20 protein-coding genes, 1 pseudogene and 1 riboswitch are annotated in these 19372 nt (G+C 47.1%); of the genes and pseudogenes, 10 read left to right on the forward strand and 11 right to left on the reverse strand.

Features of this window, described 5'->3' with window-relative positions; genetic code table 11:
• A partial coding sequence (locus ACFPXP_RS19045) for an IS3 family transposase (RefSeq protein ID WP_379893815.1) occupies positions 1-108 on the forward strand: 108 nt, incomplete at its 5' end.
• Position 109: 1 nt separating this feature from the next.
• Here the strand turns inward: ACFPXP_RS19045 and ACFPXP_RS19050 are convergent.
• A complete protein-coding gene (locus ACFPXP_RS19050; RefSeq protein WP_379895985.1) occupies positions 110-661 on the reverse strand; it encodes an MFS transporter in 552 nt (183 codons plus the stop codon).
• Positions 662-881: 220 nt separating this feature from the next.
• Between ACFPXP_RS19050 and ACFPXP_RS19055 the strand changes: the two genes are divergently transcribed.
• The gene (locus ACFPXP_RS19055) at positions 882-1301 is read left to right on the forward strand and encodes a universal stress protein (RefSeq protein WP_379895986.1); all 420 of its coding nucleotides are present in this window, start codon (positions 882-884) and stop codon (positions 1299-1301) included.
• Positions 1302-1314: 13 nt separating this feature from the next.
• On the opposite strand, the gene ACFPXP_RS19060 is transcribed toward ACFPXP_RS19055, so the two are convergent.
• Positions 1315-1896, reverse strand: coding sequence for a DUF6434 domain-containing protein (locus tag ACFPXP_RS19060; RefSeq protein ID WP_379895987.1), 582 nt, complete (start codon positions 1894-1896; stop codon positions 1315-1317).
• Between the two features lie 111 nt (positions 1897-2007).
• Here ACFPXP_RS19060 and ACFPXP_RS19065 point away from each other — a divergent pair, with 111 nt between their 5' ends.
• Entirely contained in the window at positions 2008-2949 is a 942-nt protein-coding gene (locus ACFPXP_RS19065) for a helix-turn-helix transcriptional regulator (RefSeq protein ID WP_379895988.1), read from the forward strand.
• 89 nt (positions 2950-3038) lie between these two features.
• Here ACFPXP_RS19065 and ACFPXP_RS19070 read toward each other — a convergent pair whose 3' ends face one another.
• A complete protein-coding gene (locus ACFPXP_RS19070; RefSeq protein ID WP_379895989.1) occupies positions 3039-4580 on the reverse strand; it encodes an MDR family MFS transporter in 1542 nt (513 codons plus the stop codon).
• A 235-nt stretch (positions 4581-4815) separates the two neighbouring features.
• Here ACFPXP_RS19070 and ACFPXP_RS19075 point away from each other — a divergent pair, with 235 nt between their 5' ends.
• Positions 4816-5541 (forward strand): response regulator, encoded by a 726-nt coding sequence (locus ACFPXP_RS19075; RefSeq protein ID WP_379895990.1) that lies wholly within the window; start codon positions 4816-4818, stop codon positions 5539-5541.
• Here ACFPXP_RS19075 and ACFPXP_RS19080 read toward each other — a convergent pair.
• Complete coding sequence (locus tag ACFPXP_RS19080; RefSeq protein WP_379895991.1) at positions 5530-7371, reverse strand: sensor histidine kinase; 1842 nt, start codon at positions 7369-7371, stop codon at positions 5530-5532. The genes ACFPXP_RS19075 and ACFPXP_RS19080 overlap by 12 nt on opposite strands.
• Positions 7372-7591: 220 nt before the next feature.
• On the opposite strand from ACFPXP_RS19080, the gene ACFPXP_RS19085 reads away from it, so the two are divergent.
• The 3 genes from ACFPXP_RS19085 (at position 7592) to ACFPXP_RS19095 (ending at position 10516) form a co-directional block, all read left to right on the forward strand.
• The gene (locus ACFPXP_RS19085) at positions 7592-8122 is read left to right on the forward strand and encodes a hypothetical protein (protein WP_379895992.1); all 531 of its coding nucleotides are present in this window, start codon (positions 7592-7594) and stop codon (positions 8120-8122) included.
• Positions 8119-8688, forward strand: a complete 570-nt coding sequence (locus ACFPXP_RS19090; RefSeq protein ID WP_379895993.1) for a hypothetical protein — start codon at positions 8119-8121, stop codon at positions 8686-8688. The genes ACFPXP_RS19085 and ACFPXP_RS19090 overlap by 4 nt, the downstream gene beginning before the upstream one ends.
• Before the next feature lie 361 nt (positions 8689-9049).
• Complete coding sequence (locus ACFPXP_RS19095) at positions 9050-10516, forward strand: alpha-amylase family glycosyl hydrolase (RefSeq protein WP_379896069.1); 1467 nt, start codon at positions 9050-9052, stop codon at positions 10514-10516.
• Positions 10517-10750: 234 nt separating this feature from the next.
• Here ACFPXP_RS19095 and ACFPXP_RS19100 read toward each other — a convergent pair whose 3' ends face one another.
• The 5 genes and pseudogenes from ACFPXP_RS19100 to ACFPXP_RS19120 all read right to left on the reverse strand — a co-directional run bounded on the left by ACFPXP_RS19100 (position 10751) and on the right by ACFPXP_RS19120 (position 14620).
• Complete coding sequence (locus tag ACFPXP_RS19100; RefSeq protein WP_379895994.1) at positions 10751-11557, reverse strand: TerC family protein; 807 nt, start codon at positions 11555-11557, stop codon at positions 10751-10753.
• 334 nt (positions 11558-11891) lie between these two features.
• On the reverse strand, positions 11892-12242 hold the full coding sequence (gene spoVAE, locus ACFPXP_RS19105; RefSeq protein WP_379895995.1) for a stage V sporulation protein AE: 351 nt from the start codon (positions 12240-12242) through the stop codon (positions 11892-11894).
• Complete coding sequence (gene spoVAD, locus ACFPXP_RS19110; RefSeq protein WP_379895996.1) at positions 12239-13258, reverse strand: stage V sporulation protein AD; 1020 nt, start codon at positions 13256-13258, stop codon at positions 12239-12241. Before spoVAD ends, spoVAE begins: the two co-directional genes overlap by 4 nt.
• 1 nt (position 13259) lies before the next feature.
• Complete coding sequence (spoVAC, locus tag ACFPXP_RS19115) at positions 13260-13748, reverse strand: stage V sporulation protein AC (protein WP_379895997.1); 489 nt, start codon at positions 13746-13748, stop codon at positions 13260-13262.
• A 13-nt stretch (positions 13749-13761) separates the two neighbouring features.
• Positions 13762-14620 (reverse strand): annotated as a pseudogene (locus tag ACFPXP_RS19120) (DUF421 domain-containing protein).
• 234 nt (positions 14621-14854) lie between these two features.
• On the opposite strand from ACFPXP_RS19120, the gene ACFPXP_RS19125 reads away from it, so the two are divergent.
• Positions 14855-15061 carry a DUF1657 domain-containing protein gene (locus ACFPXP_RS19125; RefSeq protein ID WP_379895998.1) on the forward strand — a complete coding sequence of 69 codons (207 nt, stop codon included), beginning with the start codon at positions 14855-14857 and terminating at the stop codon, positions 15059-15061.
• A gap of 512 nt (positions 15062-15573) precedes the next feature.
• Positions 15574-15658, reverse strand: a riboswitch (cyclic di-GMP riboswitch).
• A 137-nt stretch (positions 15659-15795) separates the two neighbouring features.
• Here the strand turns inward: ACFPXP_RS19125 and ACFPXP_RS19130 are convergent.
• Both ACFPXP_RS19130 and ACFPXP_RS19135 read right to left on the reverse strand, forming a co-directional pair.
• A complete protein-coding gene (locus ACFPXP_RS19130; RefSeq protein ID WP_379895999.1) occupies positions 15796-16983 on the reverse strand; it encodes an NAD(P)/FAD-dependent oxidoreductase in 1188 nt (395 codons plus the stop codon).
• 33 nt (positions 16984-17016) lie between these two features.
• Positions 17017-17436 (reverse strand): DUF1641 domain-containing protein, encoded by a 420-nt coding sequence (locus ACFPXP_RS19135; RefSeq protein ID WP_379896000.1) that lies wholly within the window; start codon positions 17434-17436, stop codon positions 17017-17019.
• 490 nt (positions 17437-17926) lie between these two features.
• Here ACFPXP_RS19135 and ACFPXP_RS19140 point away from each other — a divergent pair, with 490 nt between their 5' ends.
• Complete coding sequence (locus ACFPXP_RS19140) at positions 17927-18100, forward strand: hypothetical protein (RefSeq protein WP_379896001.1); 174 nt, start codon at positions 17927-17929, stop codon at positions 18098-18100.
• Between the two features lie 254 nt (positions 18101-18354).
• The gene (locus tag ACFPXP_RS19145; RefSeq protein WP_379896070.1) at positions 18355-19293 is read left to right on the forward strand and encodes an ABC transporter permease; all 939 of its coding nucleotides are present in this window, start codon (positions 18355-18357) and stop codon (positions 19291-19293) included.
• The last annotated feature ends 79 nt before the right edge of the window (positions 19294-19372 follow it).

Here is a 19372-nt window from a genome sequence, read left to right on the forward strand (position 1 = left end):
GAATTATACGATTACGTTAACTGGTTTAACAAGCATCGAATTCACGGAACGCTGGGATATTTGACGCCTGTTCAGTATCGCAAACAAGCCCTTAAAAAAGTTGTCTGATTTACTGTTGACAATCCAAGGCATCAATTAACAAATTGATGAATGGAGGGAAGAAGGCCGCTCCAAGCAGTCCGCCAAGGCTGGCGAAGCTTAGCGCACGGCCTCGCTGCTTAATAAACCACTGCGAGACCAGTGTGTTCGATATCATCGTCATCGATCCTTGTCCGAACAAACGAATGCAGAAAAAGCCGATAAATAAAGTGATAGCGCCAGCAGCGAAGCTGTTCCAGAAACACGCCGCAGCGAGTAAACCCGAAACGATCGTCAGCATGATGCGCCTGCCATAGCGGTCGGTCAGCTTTCCGATGCCGAACAGCAAAAATCCAGCCAGCAGCGTAGCGGCAGAATAAATACTAGATACCGTCGTTCTGCTCATATCAAAATCGGAAATGTAAGATTCGATAAATACGGAGTTCGAATAGGTCTGCCCGGGTCCCGAAAAGAATACGCCGAGAGCTCCAATCGCGACCATCAGCCATCCATAATAAAAAGGTGTCGAAAATGGCAGTCGATGCCTGGTTGCCGCTGCAACCTCTTTGGTTATGTTCCCCATGTTGACGCTCCTGTCTGAGTAGGTTCTTAGCCTCCGAATGTTCCACCTACATAATGAAGCAAGCCCATACTGTAAATTTTCTCACTGCTCCAACTGCAACTTATTATATAATGTACATATAGATCATTCTATACGGTTTTTTTCCTCATGCGTGTTTGAACAGCGAAAATTTATGTTGATCCACAAAATTGAATGCGCTCTCAAAAAGGAGGGGTTCTTGATGTATCGACAAATTTTGCTGGCTGCGGATGGGTCCGTACATTCTGCAAGAGCAGCAGAACAGGCCGCATATTTGGCACGGACAAGTAATGAAGCTGTCATTCATATTGTATATGCTGTGGATATGGAAGCGATAAAGCATGATGTGCTGAATTATTGGAACGGACTCGATATCGATGAGAAAAGACGGGAAAAGTTAGCTGCTATCGAAGAAATTGTGAAGACCTCAGGTGCTAAATATGAAATCAAAATATTGCATGGAGACCCGGGCCCTACGATTGTCAAGCTGGCGAATGAGGATGGCTACGACCTTGTTGTGATCGGAAGCCGGGGGTTAAACGGGCTTCAGCAGTTTGTGCTGGGAAGCGTGAGCCACAAGGTCGCGAAAAGGGTAAACTGTCCCGTATTGATCGTGAAATAGTCAGGTCAAGACATCAACGGCCTTTGTCTGTCATCGGAACATATGTATGGCTGCCGGGAAGCTGCTTGATCTGGTTCCAGACCTGAATCGCCTGCTCCCGGCTTTTTCCTTTATTATATGGGTCCGCAAAATAATCGCGGATAAATTGATTATATTCAAATTGGGGAGCAATGCTTTTCTTATATGAAGGGTGTTTCTTGCGTTCTTCTTCATCATGCCAAGCTTGGACCGCGTCGCGATATGTTTTGCCTACGTTGTTTTTAAAATAATTTTGGATGTAGGTTGAAAAATGAAATTTAGCGATGACGGTTTTAAAGAATGCTCGAACTTCTTGGCTGCATCGGTGGTTTTCTGTAATGACCGTATCTAATGACAGTGGAGCAGAGCTCTTGGCGCCTGAAGAGGCTGCTGCTGTTTTTGCCGGCTTCACGATTTCCCCCGTTAATAAGAAGGTTTCGATCCGTTTAGCAATCTCCATTTTGGAGCCTGAAGCGCTGATCCCACATTCCCTGCAAAATCCTTGTAATTCCTCCTTCAACCAATAATAATCTTGAAAAGCTTGAGTCGTTATTTCTTTCGTAAGTTTCGGTCTCATGAACAGTACCTCCAGTGAATGACCTTGAATGGTATGATAAAATTTGATTGCGTTAATGACGGTTTCTAACCACGAACATTTTCCATTATCCGAAGAACCGGAGGAAAGCTTATGAAGCTGGAGCGACTGATCTCCATGATTTACATGCTGTTGAATAATGAAGTGATTTCCACATCTGCATTGGCGGACAAATATCAGGTTTCGCAGCGGACCATCTATCGCGATATTGATACGATTTGTGCAGCAGGAATCCCTGTCGTATCGTATCAAGGCGCGAATGGCGGATACGGTATTATGGAGTCTTACAAGATGGACAGAAGCCTGCTTGGAAGCTATGATGTCGATACGCTCGTTACGATATTGAACAGCTTAGGGACCGTATTTACGGATGAACAGGCCTCGGAAACGATTCGAAAGCTGCAAACGATCCAAAGGGACACTTCCGGTCCGAGCTTGACACTGGATATTGGGAGCCGCCGCGCATCCACCGACTCGCTGCGTATGCTCCGAACAGCGATCAAAACCAAACGATTGGTATCTTTCGAATATATCAGCATGAAAAATGAAAGAGTGCACCGCGATGTGGAACCGGTATGTCTGATGTATAAAAATCAGAATTGGTACTTATACGGCTACTGCAGGCTCCGCCGCGATTATCGCGAATTTCGTTTGAATCGCATGACGGAGCTTGCCGTACAGGATATGACATACCATAGCGATCATGCGCTCCCCGTCCAGGAACGAAAGGAATACAGCGCGAGGACAGACCTTTCGTTTCAGGTTGTCCTTCGTTTCTCAACCCAAGCGCTGGCGAAGGCACTCGATTTCTTTCATGATGCTGACAAGCAGTTCGGCGTTGACGGTTCTATGACCGTACGTTTGAAGTTTGGTTCTGCCCGATCAGAGTGGCTGCAGCCTATTCTGCTCAGCTTTGGTAGCCACGTCGATGTAGTGGAGCCGCCTGAGCTCAAGCGTCAGCTGCGCAGTACGATTGAAAAGATGCTGCGCCATCATTCTGATCCTCACACGGCACCCTATGAGGAGAGCTCATGAAGCTGAATCCCTCTCTCTCCAATGTTGACAGCAAAGGGAGAGGGAGGGCAGCTATCAGCTTAAGAGCTGTGACCAAACAGAGAGTAGCGTCAGCCGTGTGAATGCGCCCCTGCGGCATATGCTTCCATTTCCGCTTTAGGATCGTGTTTTTCACGTCCCATCATCCAAGCTGCGATGAAGGCAACCATCGCCGGGATCAGTCCCCATGCGAAAATTATGGAAATGGAAGAGGAGAGCCCATTGGTAATGACACCTAGAGCCTGCTCAGGAATGAGCGAGCGGGTAGAGGAGGACATGAGGGCGTATGGATCCTTGAAATCGACGCCAGCAGGAACGTCCAGTCCGTTCGCTTCGAATGCATCGGACAATTGCCTTGTCATCGTATGGCTTTGCAGGATGCCGTAGATCGTGATGCCGAGTGCCATGCCGAGCGAGCGCAGGAAGTTCAGCGTCGCATTGGCGGAACCTCGCTGGTTCACCGGGATCGAATGCGTTGCGGCATTGACCAGGATAGAGAAGGATTCACCGATGCCAAGCCCAGTTAAGATCATATACAGTGTGATCATCAGCCTGGATGTATCTGGTGTAATGGTGGCCAGCAGTAATAATCCGGTGACCAGTATCGCCAAAGTGGACAACAATAGGGCACGGTAGGATATTCGATTCATGAGCATGCCGCTGCCCGTAGCGGTGACGACCGTACCCAGCATCATCGGCAGCAGCACAAAGCCGGAATTTGTCGCTGTGCCTCCCATGACGCCTTGGATGAAAATCGGAATGTACACCGAAGCAGCGATGAATGCAGCTCCGCTGAACAGGGCTATGATCGAGCTCGAACTATAGAGTCGGTTTTTGAACATGCCGAAAGCGATAATCGGTTCAGCCGCTCGCAGCTCTGCGAAGAGAAAGGCAGCTGCAAGCACCGCGAATCCGATAAATAATCCAATAATTTGTACGGAATCCCATGCGTATATTTTTCCTCCCAGTTCAAGCGCGAACATGATGCATACAATGGCCCCGACCAGCGTAATTGCGCCAAGCCAGTCGATTCGCTGCTTCGCATGAACAGGCGATTCTTTATAGCATATTAAGATCAGCAGCAATGACAGAAGACCTAACGGAAGGTTAATGTAGAAGATCCATTGCCAGCTGACATAATCGGTAATGTAAGCGCCAAGCAGAGGACCGAAAATGCTGGACATCCCGAAAACGGCCCCGAACAGTCCCATCAGCTTGCCTCGATTTTCTGGAGATACCGCATCGAGTATAATGGTGAAACAGATGGGAATGAGCGCTCCTCCGCCAATCCCCTGAATCGCTCGATAAATACTAAGCTGGGTGATAGAGCTCGCCGTTCCACAAAGCATGGGACCGATGATAAATACGATCAGCCCAAAGACGAAGAATCGTTTGCGTCCATACATATCCGACAACTTTCCGAATATTGGCATACCGGCCATCTCCGCAACCATGTACGCGGACACCACCCAAACAAATTTGTCGAGTCCTCCCAGTTCCCCTACAATCGTTCCCATGGCGGTAGACACAATCGTATTGTCCATAGAGGCCATGAGAATGGACAGCAGAAGCCCCGCCACAATATATCCAGTCTTGCTTTTGTTCAAACTCATTGATCACAGCATCCTTTCGTTTCTGATTTAACTTCATCTTAAACGAGGAAATGTGACAGCTATATGTCAGTGATGATGGAACGATATTTTTTTGAATGGTCAAAGGACGAAAGGACTAGATGGTTTGCAAAATAATGGATGATAAGGTCTTTTCTGCAGGTCTATTGTTTGATAAGGTAACGGTAGGAATAGATGGTTCATAACTGTAATAGCTCGGTTAGGGATCAAGAGAAAGATGGCGATTGATGTGAAGGGGAAGACAGAAGAGATGGGTGTCGATAAGGCGGACTGCATACGGATTGTAATTGTTGATGATCAAACATTATTTCGTGAAGGAATGCAGACCGTATTGAATCTAATAGAAGATATCGAGGTCGTCGGCACAGCGGATAACGGCCAGGAAGCCTTATTTCTAGTCGAGCAGCTACATCCGGACCTTGTTTTAATGGACGTGGAAATGCCGGTGATGAACGGGGTAGAGAGTACCCGCAGGATCAAAGAACGGTATCCGAATATACCTGTGCTCATTTTGTCTACCTTTGCGCAGGACGATTATATCGTGGAGGGACTAGCGAATGGGGCAGGCGGCTATTTGCTTAAGGATTCACGTGCGGAGGAGCTTGCCTCTTATATTCGACAAGCGGTCAAAGGGCAGATTATGCTGCCTGCGCCGATTGCTGCCAAGCTGGCTGTTCGGCTGCAGCAGTTATCCCGTCAGCAGCCCCCCCGGCCCATGGAAAGCAAGCCCGCTTATGGCGTGCTTGCTCCGCTGACCGACCGGGAGCGGGATATTGCCGAATTGATGGTGCAGGGGTACACGAATAAGGAGATTGCAGCGAAGCTGTATATGTCGGATGGAACGATACGTAATGTAATCAGTTTGATTTATTCGAAGCTGGGAACGAATGATCGGGTGAAAGCGATCAACGTGCTGCGTGGTCAGCTGTCGTCAGACCGGTAGACGAATGTCCAGAATGACATTCCACTCCCCATCTGCGGTGATTTTGAGCCATCCTCCGGCTTGTTCTACACGCTGCTGCATCGCCTTCAGCCCGAAGCCCTGCTTCGCCCCCTCAATGGGACTGCCGTCATTTTTTAATTGAAAGATCACTAGCGGTTCTTCAAAAAACAGCTGCATTTCAAACACACGGCTGTCGCCGTGTTTCATGCCATTCGTCAGCCCTTCCCTTGCCGCAAGGTAGAGGGTGTTTTTTTGCTCTAAGGTCAGCTCCGGCAGATCGGAGATCGTATGGCGAATTTCCACTTTTGCCGTTTCCTCCGTTTCCTTCAATAGCTTCTCCAATGCGCCGGTCAGATCATAGCTCCATTCTGCCTCTCGCAGCAGCCTTACAGAACCTCGGATTTCCTCCAATCCTTTGCGCACCAATTCCTGAGCAATTTCCAATCTTTCACGTGTTTGATCTGGAGATTTATCCACCAGCATCTTCCCGGCTTCTAGCTGCACAATCGTTGTTGTTAACGTATGGCCGACAATGTCATGAATCTCCCCCGCAATTCGGTTTCGCTCGGTGAGAGCGGCCATCTCCAACTCTGCGGCTGCCTTCTCCTGCACGTGTCCCAAGAGCAGCTGATGAACGTCTTCCAGCTCGGTCGTTCTTTCCGAGACGCTTTCCTCGAGCCTTACATTGTCCTCCTGCAGCTGCTCTGTCAGCCGCTGCAGCGCATCGGAATAATCCTTCGCCTTACGCTCCGCTATTCGATAATGACGAATAATAATCATCGCCCCTGGCACTACGATGGCAAGCGGTTGAATCATTTTTAGGACGTACACCCACGTTACATTCACAAACTGCATGGCGATGCTTAGGAGCAAATCCAGCGCCACGAATACGGCGAAGCCTATGGTGAAGATGAGCAATTCCGAATCGCGGTGTCGTCTCAACGAAATAGCTGATAATACGAGCACGAACAAACGCACTCCAATCAAACTGATCATACCGGTTACGTTCAAAATGGCGTGATAGGACGGAGGATAGATGGAGACCAACGCGACGGAAAATATACCGATTCCGGCATAAACCGCGGCTAATTGATAGACCCGCCTTCCATCGCGCTCCGGCAGAAGCTGGCGGAATAACAGCAGCAGCAGGGTGAAGTCTAGAAAATTGCCAATGAGATACCAGTAGAAGTAAGCGACCGGTGGCAGTTCAAAGAGCAGCTGCTTGGACAAGAGCTGCGTTCCGGATAACAGCACGACGAAATGAAGAAATAGGAAAAGGGTGTAATACAGCAAAAGACGCATTCTGCGATTCACAAAATAAAGCAGCAAGGTGAACGCGCTGATGACCGTAAAGGCAATGACCAGGATGAGATTAGCGCCGTCCAGCTTCAGCATCTGCCAGAAGAGATCGGTCTCACTGTCCGCGAACATCATGAATGGAGCACGTCCCTCCAGTCGAATGTATAGTTGGCCATGTTCTTCAGTTTCATCCAGCTGGACGATATTCCAGAACAAAAGACGCGAAGTCCGAGGATCCTCCGGCGATTGTTCCGAAGATCGATAGATTTGCATGCCGTCTTGATAGATTTCATAATATCGCGGGACGGGGTATAGAAACAGGTGGCTGCCTTCCGCCTCTGGTTCCAGCGTAAGTCGTAGCCACATCGTTTCTTCACCGCTGTCGACGGGAGGACGGTATTGTTTCCAAGCTGTACTCGGGTCGCTCAGTTCACTTACAGCAGCATCATCCACTAGCATTTCTACTCTAGGGATAGAGGGAGATTGGGCGTGAGCGGCAGATAGGAAGAGAAAATATAGTATGAGGGTCATTCCGACCCCTCTTATTAATATAGAACGCATTCGTCGTTCACCTCGGTACTATCATACATAACTGCAGCTCCAGCTGGAAAGTGACAATTGTAATGACACCTTTCATGACAGCTGTAACTAGTGCATGAATAGTGCGGGAGTTAAAGTGGATATAGATGTGCGGAGGGTGCGTAAACGGAGGTGTGGTGCCGCACAAGAGATTGAACTAGGAGGAACATCTATGGCTTATCGGGCAGTGCTTGTCGATGGTGACGACAAGGCTCAATTGTATCTCGATTTTCTACTTGATTGCCGCCATCAATTCACGCCTCCTTCATCCATCAAGGACACTTGCTTTGGCGCATATCGCGCCCTTGCACAAGGAAAAGCGGTTATCGTCCAAAACAATCAGCATGAAGTCATTGCCGCTGGTGGATTCGTCTACGATTTTTTAGAATCGTCAGAAGGCACACGAAAGAACGTATGGATCGAAAGAGTCGCTGTCCGCGAGTCGTATCTTGGAACTAGAGCATTTTTTAAGGGTCTTCATTATCTTGTCCAAATTCTTGCGGGAGAACAGGTGGATACGGTCTCTTTTCATGCATATAAACAAAATCGTTATTTGCTTGCGCTGTACGGGAAATTTGAGGGATCACGGATCAATGATGACACCCTGGATACGCATCGGATCTATGAGGTGCCGTTCGGGCAATTTATGGACCGCGTGCAGCGCATAATGATCAAGGACGAGAAGAGGGGGAGCACCGCGTGACGTACTCAATTGTTGCTGCTGCAGACGATGAAGAGCTGTCGGAGGCAGGGCTGCGCTATTTGCTTGCAAATCGTAAAGAAATTAACTCTTCATTTCAAATCGTAGATTTTTGCCGTCTATTAACTGGATTTCTCTATGAAGGCGAACTTTTCTTAGCGCTCGATATCGATCAAAAGCCGATTGCGGCGGCAGGGTATGTCACACTCCCTAACGGGCTTTACGAATCAGATGGGAAAAAATTGAGAATCGAACTATTTTATATTTCAGCACCATATGAAAGCCGTTCGCCGACGAGGGCATTGCTGAAGCGGATGGTTGATCAGATGCGACATAAGGAACCGTCGTATCGAAAGGTCGAGATCATATTGAGACCGGAAGAGATGGAGCTTTTAGGTGACTTGATGCGGCTGAACTTTACATCAAATGAACAGAATCCAAATGAGCACGGGTGTATCCTTTGTATCGTGTGTCCGGAATATATTGAACGTCTATCTCTGCTGTTGGAAGGAGGTGAAGTAAATGACGAAGCCGCAAAGAAGCTTTATACCGATGAGACCATCTTTTGACCAAAATGGTAGAATTGGGAGATAATGAAAAGCGAAGAAGGCGAGGCTGAAACATGCCTCGCCTTCTTCGCTTTTATATCGATTCCGTCCACCTCTGCACTAGCCGGAAGTAAGCTTCCCCATCGGTTTGTAACATCCTAGCAGGAAAGATATGTCTTCCTGCCTAGTTCAAGCTATATTTATCCTATATAATAACGTTAAGATCCAATGCGCGTTCAAAAAGAGACTGCGGCCTAAACAGTTATGAATGCGCTTTCCAGAACATTCCTCACAATGCATTTCATAACCGAAGTTTGAATTTTTCTTAAAAGATGATAATTCATCCATTATGATAAAAGGGTGAGACGATCCAGTGAAAACGATGAAATGTCTGATCGCTGCATTCATTTGTTTTTTTATGGTTAGTGCGTGTTCGAACAATGCTCCGCCGGATAAACCGAAGGAAGTCGAAGAACAAATGGAGCAAAGCACGGACAAGGCTGCAAATCAAGAAGAGCGGGGCGGGGAACAGCCCGCAGTGCCGCAATCCAATGAGCGGAGGGCGATGAAGGTGAGCCAGGTTCAAATTCCTGAATGGTCGAAAAACGCTGTGATTTATGAGGTGAACGTAAGACAGTACACCGAAGAAGGGACTTTTCAAGCCTTTGCGGAGCATCTGCCAAGATTAAAGGAATTGGGGGTGGATGTGCTGTGGTTTATGCCGATCCATCCGATCTCGGAGAAGAACCGGAACGGTACTCTGGGTTCGTATTATGCCATTCAAGATTATAAAGCGGTTAATCCAGAATATGGAACGGCAGAAGACTTTAAAGCGCTTGTTGATCAGGCGCATGAAATGGGCTTTAAAGTATTGTTGGACTGGGTCGCCAATCATACCGGCTGGGACCATGTATGGACGGAAGAAGCAAGCTGGTACACGACAGACAGCGAAGGCCAGATCGTTCATCCCCCTGGGACGAATTGGCTGGATGTCGCCGATTTGAATTTTGACAATGAAGAGATGAAGGCTGCGATGATCGATGCGATGAAATATTGGGTGTCCAAGTACGACATCGACGGCTTCCGCGCTGATTATGCCAACGGCGTCCCGGTCCCATTTTGGGAAGAAGCACGCAAGCAATTGGAACAAATCAAGCCGGTTTATATGCTGGCGGAGGACGATAAAGTGCTGGAACTGCTAGACCAATCGTTTAATGCCAATTACGGCTGGGAACTGTACCACATCACGAACGACATTGCTAAGGGCGAGAAAGATGCTTCACATGTAAAGCACCATTTTACAAGAGTTGAGCGTCTCTATCCTGAGGGCACGTATCCCCTGAACTTCATTACGAATCACGATGAGAATTCATGGACGGGCACGGAGTTCGAACGATTGGGCGATGCCGTAGAGGCAATGGCTGTTCTAAACTTTACCGTTCCCGGCATTCCGCTGATTTATTCAGGACAAGAAGCGGGACTGGACAAAAGGCTCGAATTTTTCGAGAAAGATAATATCTCGTGGGATGATTTATCGATGCAGTCTTTTTACCAAGATCTCATTCGGTTAAAAAAGGAAAATGAGGCGCTGTGGAACGGATCGTCCGGCGGATATATTTATTTCTTGGAAACCACTGATCCGAAGCTGCTGGCCTTCGAGAGAACGAAAAATGAAAATACTGTGCTCGTGATCATGAATTTATCTGCTGCTGAGATTGAGGGGGAAGTATCGACACAATCTATAGCGGGAACGTATCGGTCCTTCACGCAAGGGGAGATGACGGCAATCGAGGAAAGGTATGCTGTCAAGCTTGGACCTTGGGAATATAGAATCTATGTCAGCCCATAACCAGTCTACAGACATCGAGAAGCCCGTTGATTGGGAGGCGATTGAACCACTTTAGATTGAAGTGCAGCAGAAGGACGGAGTTTGGTATATTACATCGATTTCGTAAACAAATATGAAACATATGATTTAGAAATAAAGGTGTGGGTCGTCCCGGAGGCATTACCCACACCCACCTTATGTTCGTATGAACTCATGCTCGAATCAAAGGACTTCGATAGTAGTTTTTCTCATGTCTTATGAACCATGAGCGGTGGTTTCTTGTTTTTGTTCGTCCTGCTTTTGCGGCTTAGAGAGAAACCATCCGGCCAGAGCGACCAACACCAATACGATATAGAAGGTCGCTTTCCATACAGGCGACTTTGCGAAGCCTTCCGGCAGTATCGATAAAGCCGGGTGGGACAGCGTATAGACGATGAGTTTGACACCGACCCATCCTACAATCACGAAGGCTGCTGCTTCAAGACCCGGTCTTTCCTTCAGCAGCTTGACGAAGAAGGACGCGGCGAAACGCATAATGATCAATCCGATGAGTCCACCGGCGAAGATGACGAGGAACTGACCGCCATCTAGTCCGCCGATCTTTGGGATTGGCGTCCCGGGCAAGGACACCGCAAGCGCGACGGCGGCCAAGATCGAGTCAACAGCGAAGGCCATGTCGGCAAGCTCTACCTTCAACACGGTGCTCCAGAAGCTCTTTCCTTTCTTGTTTTCTTCGGCAGGCTTTGTTTCCTCATGCTCGCCCCCGCGTTTGCGAACGACCCATTTTCGGAAGAAGTGGTTGAGGGCGATGAACAGCAAATAGACGGCTCCGATCGCCTGCACCTGCCAAACATCGACGAGGAACGAAATGGCGAACAAGGAAGCAAATCGAAAGACGAATGCACCGGCAAGCCCGTAGAACAGAGCTTTCTTCCGTTCTTCATCCGGAAGATGCTTCACCATGATCGCCAGCACTAATGCGTTGTCTGCTGCGAGCAAGCCTTCTAAAGCGACAAGAATCAAAAGTACCCAGCCATACTCAAGAATTAATGATAAATCCATACGCATGTCTCCTTTTGATTTCATATGGTTAAAGAAAAATACAAAAGACCTTTCCCCGAAGGTAAAGGTCTATTCATCCCATCAAAAAAGACCTTTACCCCAAAAGGTAAAGGTCTCGCTAACAATGTCATATTGCCAACAAAGCCGGAAGCATAAAATGCTACGTAATGACGACTTTGTTGTACAGCTACTCCCCTTTAACAAGGACTATGTAGTTTTCTTTCTGTACATAGAATACTGGAATCCTATCATCCTTGTCAATTGTTTTTTGACGGAGCATGGCAGCAGCCCGGGTGGACGAGCAGGGCTGCTCTATGCTTGTTAAAACGTTCCGTCAGCCTTTAGGTTTGGCTATGAGAGCGGCGAGGAAGGAGAAGATGATGGCGGAGGAGACCCCGGCGCTCGTGACTTCGAAGATCCCTGTGATGATGCCAATCCATCCGTTCGTTTTTAACTCCTGCAGTGCACCGTGTACTAGCGAGTTGCCGAAGCTGGTAATCGGCACGGATGCGCCTGCTCCTGCGAAATTGACTAAAGGATCGTATAGACCGACCCCGTCCACAATGGCTCCAACCACCACAAGGAGTGACATCGTATGTGCGGGAGTCAGCTTGAATACGTCAAAGCAGATCTGACCGATCATACAGATCAGTCCGCCAATGAGGAAGGCCCATAAATAGATCATACAGACACCTCCCCTGCTTCAATCGATACGGCATGCGCGATACAAGGAATGCTTTCCCCCTGCTGGTAGGAGAGAGGAGATAGCAGAGCACCTGTTGCGACGACAAGTATTCTGCGGAGTTCCCCTTTGCGCATTCGATTGAGCAAATGTCCATACGTGACCACGGCCGAGCATCCGCATCCGCTCCCGCCAGCTTGAACCATTTGGCGGTCGTAGTCATAGATCATCATTCCGCAGTCATTGTATTTGGTTTGCTTGATAGGGAATTTATGCTTCTCGAACAAATCCAGAGCAATTTGGTAACCGACTTTAGACAAATCTCCCGTCACAATTAAATCGTAGTAGCTCGGCTCGATCTCCAAATCACGAAAATGGGCCTGAATGGTATCTACCGCAGCAGGTGCCATCGCCGCACCCATATTGAAAGGATCGGAAATGCCCATATCGATGACACGGCCAATCGTCGCCGAAGTGATAACGGGCCCAATGCCTTTCTCCGCTACAACGGCAGCTCCTGAGCCGGTAACGGTGTATTGAGCGGTAGGAGGCTTCTGAGAGCCGTACTCCGTTGGATAACGAAACTGTTTTTCGACTGTTGCATTGTGACTGCAAGTACCGGCTAATGCATATTTAGCTGAGCCAGAATTGACGAGCATCGCCGCAATGGCCAAGCTTTCCATCGAAGTCGAGCAGGCACCGAATACACCGAGGTAGGGGATCGCTAATGTGCGTGCGGCAAAGCTGCTGCTAATGATTTGGTTCATTAAGTCCCCGCCCACATAAAATTGGACTTGGTCTTTTGTAAGCTTGGCATTCTCAATGGCCAGGCTCGAGGCCTCCTCCATTAAGGTTCGTTCTGCCTTTTCCCAGCTGTCCTGCCCGAGTCTGGAATCTCCATGGATAATATCAAAATCGTCGCCGAGCGGTCCGTCTCCTTCGAAAGGGCCGACAACGGTTGCGGAAGAAACAATCACCGGTTTATTTTCAAAGGTCCAGCTTTGGTGACCTTTCAACATGTTAGGATCCGCCTCCAACTGCATTAGGATTAAATATCAAATGAAGGATCCCGATGATAAAAGCAGCGACAATGCCAAATACGAATACTGGACCGGCCAGCTTGAACATTTTGCCTCCAACGCCCAGGACCAGCCCTTCGCTTCGATGTTCAATGGCAGCGGATGCCATTGAATTGGCAAACCCGGTGACGGGAACGGCCGTGCCTGCGCCAGCCCACTGAGCAATTTTGTCATATACTCCCAAGCTCGTTAAAATGACGGAGATTAATATAAGAATGGCTACCGTTGGACTGGCAGCCTCCGTTTTGTCGAATCCTCCCCACCGAACGAACATATCTTGAATCGCTTGACCAAGTAAACAGATGGCTCCCCCAACGATGTAAGCGACAATGCAGTTTTTTACAACCCGCCGCTTTGGTTCCCGCTGACTGGCGAGCTGCTGATATTCCTGCTGAACAGCTGTCAGCTTTTTTTTCTTGCTGTTGGACATGAAAGGTCAACTCCTATCGCGTCAATATCGGCTTGAGGTCGCTAATGATATGAACCAACTGTTCAGAACACGTCTCATACATTTGTTTGGCTTCGGGATGTTGGGTAGACAGACCATACATCTCAATGTCCGCCTCACATTTTTTTAGGGTGGCCAGCAAGGTTGCTTTAAGCTGAGGAGAAGGAACCTTGATCTGATCATCAAATAAATCGACATACAGCTGTCCATATGAATCGACCTGCGAGATACACGTTTTCCAAGGTCATTCCTAGTTTGTCTAATTCGGTGTGAAGCCATTCTCTGCTTAATCCGATCGTAGCAAGTGGCTCATCTAATATTTTTCCGTCCATGATCACCGTCTGTGGTTCCTGTTCTGGACCTGTTTTGATACCTAACTTGGAAGGGGATATCGGTTGGTAATCTTTTTTCAATAGTACATTGATTTCACCGCTCGGTTCGATTAAGGCAAATTCTACATCTGCGGTTTTGAATATATTTTTTCTTCTTAACTGCTGCAGCAGTTCATCAGAAGTCAGCCGTTCTTTTTTCATATTGTCTTCGAGAATTTTGCCATCCTTGATCAAGATCGTTGATTTACCCTCGACAAAATCACGAAACGGCTTGCTCTTAAGCTGCACGAATTCGATCATTAGCGAGAAAAGCACCCAAACGCCTAAAGAGACAAGACCTAGATACCAATTCGCTTCTAAATCTAAAGAGATATAGGCGGCTAAGCTGCCGATGGTAATGCCTGTTATATATTCGAAAAAGGACAACTGGGATATTTGGCGTTTACCCAGCAGCTTTGTCAAAAAGAACAGTACGATAATCGATAATAAGGTTCGTAATGCAATTTCTAACCAGTCCGGCATGATTTCTACACCTCCTTCTGAGAACCTTAGTCAATAGATCACCAAAATTTTTTGCAAATGGTCAGAATTTTATGATGTAAAAATAAAGGGATTTCCGAATTGAAAGGGTGGAAAGGAAGGATTAGGCGTTGGGGGATACAGGTATGATCTGCAACGGATAAGACATATTATATTTGTCGTGTTTTACGACTTAATGGAGTCCCAAATAAAGTGAAATAAAGGAGGCAAATACCAGTGACCGTCGCAACTCAAGTGAAAACAACATTGGCTTCGCTCAAAAGTGCACAAGCAAGCATGGAGCAGTTTGCATTAAGCACACAAAATCAAGAAGCTAAAACGATGTTTGAGAGTGCTGCTCAGTCGACACAGCAAATCGTTCAGCAAATCGAAGGCCGCATCCAGCAGCTGGAGAACGAAGAGCCGCAGTATAAAGGTTTCTAAATATAGAGGATTGCCCCACCGGATAGGTGGGGTTTTGTCGATTTAAGTTTGTGGAAGGCAGTACGCGTTGTTATGGCCTGAATTACAAAATAATACTGTACTACACCGTGCATGCTTAGATCTTCTCTTTCTGTTTCAAATGCTTAACTACTGTTATTGAATACCATAAAGCTGAAATTAAGCTGAAAATAGAAGTGAAAAAAAGATTCGGTATCGCAAACCGAATCTTCTTCGAATACTATGTGTTCGTCTTATATTCTCCACACGCTAAACAGGTTGTAACGTTTAATGGAGTCGGCCGCATTTCTCCGGTGAATTTAGCACAGTAAATGGGATTGGTGGTTTCTGGATTAGAAATGATCAACTTACAATACTTGCAGTTCCCTATAAGTTCCTTGGTCAGCCTGAGAATCAACGGCTTTAGTTCCCCGTCTTCCATATAAAAGATGTTTCACTCCCCATGTTTAGTAAAACCCCTCAAACCAAGGACACCGAACATAGTGCTGTCACCTGAGGGCAACCCGGCCGTCATAGCAATAAGGCTTTAGACCCGTGGTTTTGCGTCCCAATCTTTCGAGAGGTTTGCCTTTTTCCATTCATTTATATAGTCCATTATACATATCTTTTGAAACGCGATGTAAAGTTTTTTTCAAAAAAAAATCCCTGTTTTGGGAAGTGCTTAAGGCACCTGCAAAACAGGGAGCAGACAATGTCCTTATGAGGACAATAAATGATTAATAGGTTACTGCGAATAGACCGTGGATGTGAGACAAGTAGCGAATGTTGCTGGCTTCTTTCATTAAGGAAGCCGGCATACCTTTCAGCTTCGTTTGGCTCGAACCGATCGTAGCGATTGCATCCTTACGTCCGAGGCTCGCTAATGTACCGGAGAAGACCGGATTGAATTCTTGAAGATTTGCGCCTTTGATGGCAGCGAACAGATTGTATCCGACACATTCGCCCATTTGCCATGCTAATTGAGCCGTTGGCGGGTAAGGACGTCCGTTATTATCCGGTCCGAATACAACTGCGCTGTCGCCAGCAAGGAAAATGTTCTCATGAGATGTAGAGCGAAGGTGCTCATTCACTGTGGCGCGTCCACGGTTCACTTCGATACCGCAGTTCGCAACCACCTGATTGCCTTGAACGCCTCCAGACCATACAAGGGTAGAGGTAGGGATCGAGCTGCCGTCTTTCAAGAAGACTTCGGTTTCCTTCATTTCGGTGATTGGCACGCCAGTAAGGAATTGAACACCGCGTTTTTCCAAGCTGGTTTGTGCACGTTCGATGAGGTCAGCCGGGAAACCAGCCAGAATAGAAGGACCTGCTTCAACGCAATAGAGAGAAACCTCTTCTTTATAGTCGATACCTCTAGCGCGGCACATATCTGGCAGCATGTCTGCCAATTCGCCGACTAATTCTACACCGGTCAAGCCGCCTCCGCCAACGACGAACGTTGCGTCAGCTTTATTTTTCGTTTTGGCATAAGCATTCAGCTTCGCTTCAATGTGTTCTTGAATGCGGATCGCATCGTCAACCGATTTCAGGATGAAGCTGTGTTCCTGCAAGCCTGGGATACCAAAATATGCGGTTTCGCTTCCGAGGGCGATCACGAGCAAATCATAGCTATGTGTTTTGCCGCTGGCAAGACGAACTTTATTTTCGTCCGGATGGATGCTTTCCACCGAATCAATCTGCAGATCGATTTGCTTGCCTTCCAGCAATTTGTTCAATGGAAGAGCTACATTTTTTTCAGATACATTGCCGACAGCCAGACGATGCAATTCCGTAATAATTTGATGAGTCGGGTAGCGGTTTACAACGGTAATGTATGCTTCTTCGGCAGACATATATTTGCGGGCCGTGATTGCGCTAAGCAGTCCGCCGTAACCTCCGCCTAAAATTAAGATATGTTTAGACATGTTCATCCTCCGTTCCGTATTATCAGGTGTACCTTATCTGCGTGCTTCTCTTTCGTTCAATACATCAAGCATGGATTTAATAAAGTGCAGCATTTTTTGCGCTTGAGGATCCTTCAGCAATTTCATGACGCCAAAAACACCAATAACTTCGGATTGGTGATGGGAACGATCGCCTGCTTCGATAGCGGCAGAAGCAATATATTTTGCTTTTTCCTGAATGGGCTTCACCATTTCCTCGAAACCGCCCTTCAGGTCGTTCACGAAGACTTCGTCTGTAGCGATGGTCTTCAATGTTTCATACGTTCCGGACAATTCAGTTAACATCTTCGTAATTTGCGGCAGCTGCTCTAACAGAACCGTTAAAGACTGCTGCACCTCAGGTTTTGCCAGCTGCTCCAGCAGGTCGGACAGTCCTGCCGCCGAAGCGGCTTGCTGTGTAGAAAGCTCAGACATGTGCAATTACCCCTTTTAGCGATTTTTTGTTCAGGAAAGGCTCGTATTTTGAACGGGTATTTCCCAAAAAACTAATTTGTGAAATATTACACAAACCAGCTTGACATGTAATGTGAATTTTGTCACTTTTATTAGTTTATTACGGTCTCCATGCTTTGTAAACCATTTTATGAAAAGAAATGTCGAGAAATGCGTATAAGTTTGTAAATAGGCGATTTGGATGATGTTCATCCCATATTGATTAAGCAATTATAGTGTGCCCTGTATGAGTGACTTCATTCTGAGGAGAACCAAAAGAGGAGGATATTCAAAGTATAAATTCCGCTTCCTTTAAATGGATGGTTTGGACAGACAATGCATTCTCCCAAACGGCTGACCAAGTAGATTCGGCTGTTCCAGTGAAAAGAAGAGAATTCAAGATTGAAAGGGAGGGTATACTAGGGACTCGTTATAGAAATACTAGAGATAAAAGAAAGCGTGGTGATCACAGATGGAAATCCGTATGGGTGCTGAGGAAGTGCTGTCCAAAATTCAGCAGCTGCAGCAATCCGGCGAACCGCTCAGCAAAAAGAAGGTTAAGCAAAGCGATCCTGAATTGATGCAGAATGCTCTATACTATTTCCCAAGCTGGGAGCATGCTTTACAAAATGCGGAGCAGCTGTAGTAAACAGACGTTTATTACATAGACAAAATAATCTATTGATAAAGGGCGAATACGAGGTTCGTCCTTTTTTGTTTGTTCTATTCCTTATCCGATTCAGATTGAATTGAAAAGTATCATTTTTAGTTGAATCGTCAAATAGTAATGCGCTTCTATCCTTTTTACAATAAAGCTATAAACACGAAAGGGGGTACTTCATGGAACCCATCGCAGACCGAGAGTCCGTGCAGTCCATAGGCAAGGATTTGGAGCCCGACATGAAATCTACTGGGCCGCGAAAGCGAAAGCCTTCGCTTCTATTGCGATTTGCGAGGCAATGGGATATTCAGCTGATGGTATGGCCTGCACTTGTACTTATTTTTATTTTTGCTTACTTACCCATGTACGGCGTACTTATGGCGTTTCAAGATTACAACATATTCGGCGGCATGTCCGAGAGTCCGTGGGTGGGCTTTAAGCATTTTAGAATGTTCTTTAATGCCCCCGAATTCGGGGAAGTGATGCGAAACACGATTGTTCTCAGTCTGCTGAAATTTGTTATCGGGTTTCCTGCGCCGATCCTCCTTGCGTTGATGCTGAACGAAGTCCGCCATATGCTGTTCAAGCGGGTCGTTCAGACAGTAAGCTACCTGCCTCACTTTTTATCTTGGGTCATTGTTGCCGGTTTTGTCATGTCGCTGCTTTCAACAGATAATGGAAGCGTTAACATCATGCTGGAGAGAATCCACTTGATCGATGAACCGATTCATTTCTTGGCGCTTCCGGAATATTTCTGGGGCATTATTGTCGCTACCGGTGTCTGGAAGGAAATTGGCTTTGCCTCCATTGTGTATTTAGCGGCGATTGCGGGCATTGATCCTCATTTATATGAAGCCGCTTCAATGGACGGCGCTAGCAAATTCAAGCAAATGTTCCTCATCACACTGCCTTCGATTATGCCGGTCGTCATTATTTTCATGATTCTTGCGATAGGCAATTTGCTGAGTGCAGGCTTCGAAGACATCCTGCTGCTGGGCACCAATCCTGTACTCCGAGATGTAGCGGATGTCATCGACACGTATGTGTACCGTATTGGAATACAGAATTCTCGTTATTCCTATGCTGCAGCCGTCGGATTGTTCAAGGCGGTGATCAGCGTCGGACTGCTCACGCTCGCCAACTATTTGGCGCGCAGATCGGGCAACAGCCTATGGTAATGTACAGTACGAGTCGACGAAGTATGAGCGACTGCATGAAGGGAGGTATGCCGCGTTGATCAAATTGACTTACGGCGAT

Source organism: Marinicrinis lubricantis (assembly GCF_042658665.1).
In the GTDB taxonomy this organism is placed as follows: Bacteria; Bacillota; Bacilli; order Paenibacillales; family KCTC-33676; genus Marinicrinis; species Marinicrinis lubricantis.

What these genes read in the sequence shown, in the direction of transcription:
- ACFPXP_RS19055 (WP_379895986.1), top strand. Translation starts at nt 882, where the DNA reads ATGTATCGACAAATTTTGCTGGCTGCGGATGGGTCCGTACATTCTGCA.
- spoVAC (WP_379895997.1), bottom strand. Translation starts at nt 13,748, where the DNA reads ATGTCCAACAGCAAGAAAAAAAAGCTGACAGCTGTTCAGCAGGAATAT.
- ACFPXP_RS19070 (WP_379895989.1), bottom strand. Translation starts at nt 4,580, where the DNA reads ATGAGTTTGAACAAAAGCAAGACTGGATATATTGTGGCGGGGCTTCTG.
- spoVAD (WP_379895996.1), bottom strand. Translation starts at nt 13,258, where the DNA reads ATGTTGAAAGGTCACCAAAGCTGGACCTTTGAAAATAAACCGGTGATT.
- ACFPXP_RS19050 (WP_379895985.1), bottom strand. Translation starts at nt 661, where the DNA reads ATGGGGAACATAACCAAAGAGGTTGCAGCGGCAACCAGGCATCGACTG.
- ACFPXP_RS19095 (WP_379896069.1), top strand. Translation starts at nt 9,050, where the DNA reads ATGAAATGTCTGATCGCTGCATTCATTTGTTTTTTTATGGTTAGTGCG.
- ACFPXP_RS19135 (WP_379896000.1), bottom strand. Translation starts at nt 17,436, where the DNA reads ATGTCTGAGCTTTCTACACAGCAAGCCGCTTCGGCGGCAGGACTGTCC.
- ACFPXP_RS19100 (WP_379895994.1), bottom strand. Translation starts at nt 11,557, where the DNA reads ATGGATTTATCATTAATTCTTGAGTATGGCTGGGTACTTTTGATTCTT.
- ACFPXP_RS19080 (WP_379895991.1), bottom strand. Translation starts at nt 7,371, where the DNA reads ATGACCCTCATACTATATTTTCTCTTCCTATCTGCCGCTCACGCCCAA.
- ACFPXP_RS19130 (WP_379895999.1), bottom strand. Translation starts at nt 16,983, where the DNA reads ATGTCTAAACATATCTTAATTTTAGGCGGAGGTTACGGCGGACTGCTT.
- spoVAE (WP_379895995.1), bottom strand. Translation starts at nt 12,242, where the DNA reads ATGATCTATTTATGGGCCTTCCTCATTGGCGGACTGATCTGTATGATC.
- ACFPXP_RS19075 (WP_379895990.1), top strand. Translation starts at nt 4,816, where the DNA reads ATGGCGATTGATGTGAAGGGGAAGACAGAAGAGATGGGTGTCGATAAG.
- ACFPXP_RS19060 (WP_379895987.1), bottom strand. Translation starts at nt 1,896, where the DNA reads ATGAGACCGAAACTTACGAAAGAAATAACGACTCAAGCTTTTCAAGAT.
- ACFPXP_RS19085 (WP_379895992.1), top strand. Translation starts at nt 7,592, where the DNA reads ATGGCTTATCGGGCAGTGCTTGTCGATGGTGACGACAAGGCTCAATTG.
- ACFPXP_RS19065 (WP_379895988.1), top strand. Translation starts at nt 2,008, where the DNA reads ATGAAGCTGGAGCGACTGATCTCCATGATTTACATGCTGTTGAATAAT.
- ACFPXP_RS19140 (WP_379896001.1), top strand. Translation starts at nt 17,927, where the DNA reads ATGGAAATCCGTATGGGTGCTGAGGAAGTGCTGTCCAAAATTCAGCAG.
- ACFPXP_RS19145 (WP_379896070.1), top strand. Translation starts at nt 18,355, where the DNA reads ATGAAATCTACTGGGCCGCGAAAGCGAAAGCCTTCGCTTCTATTGCGA.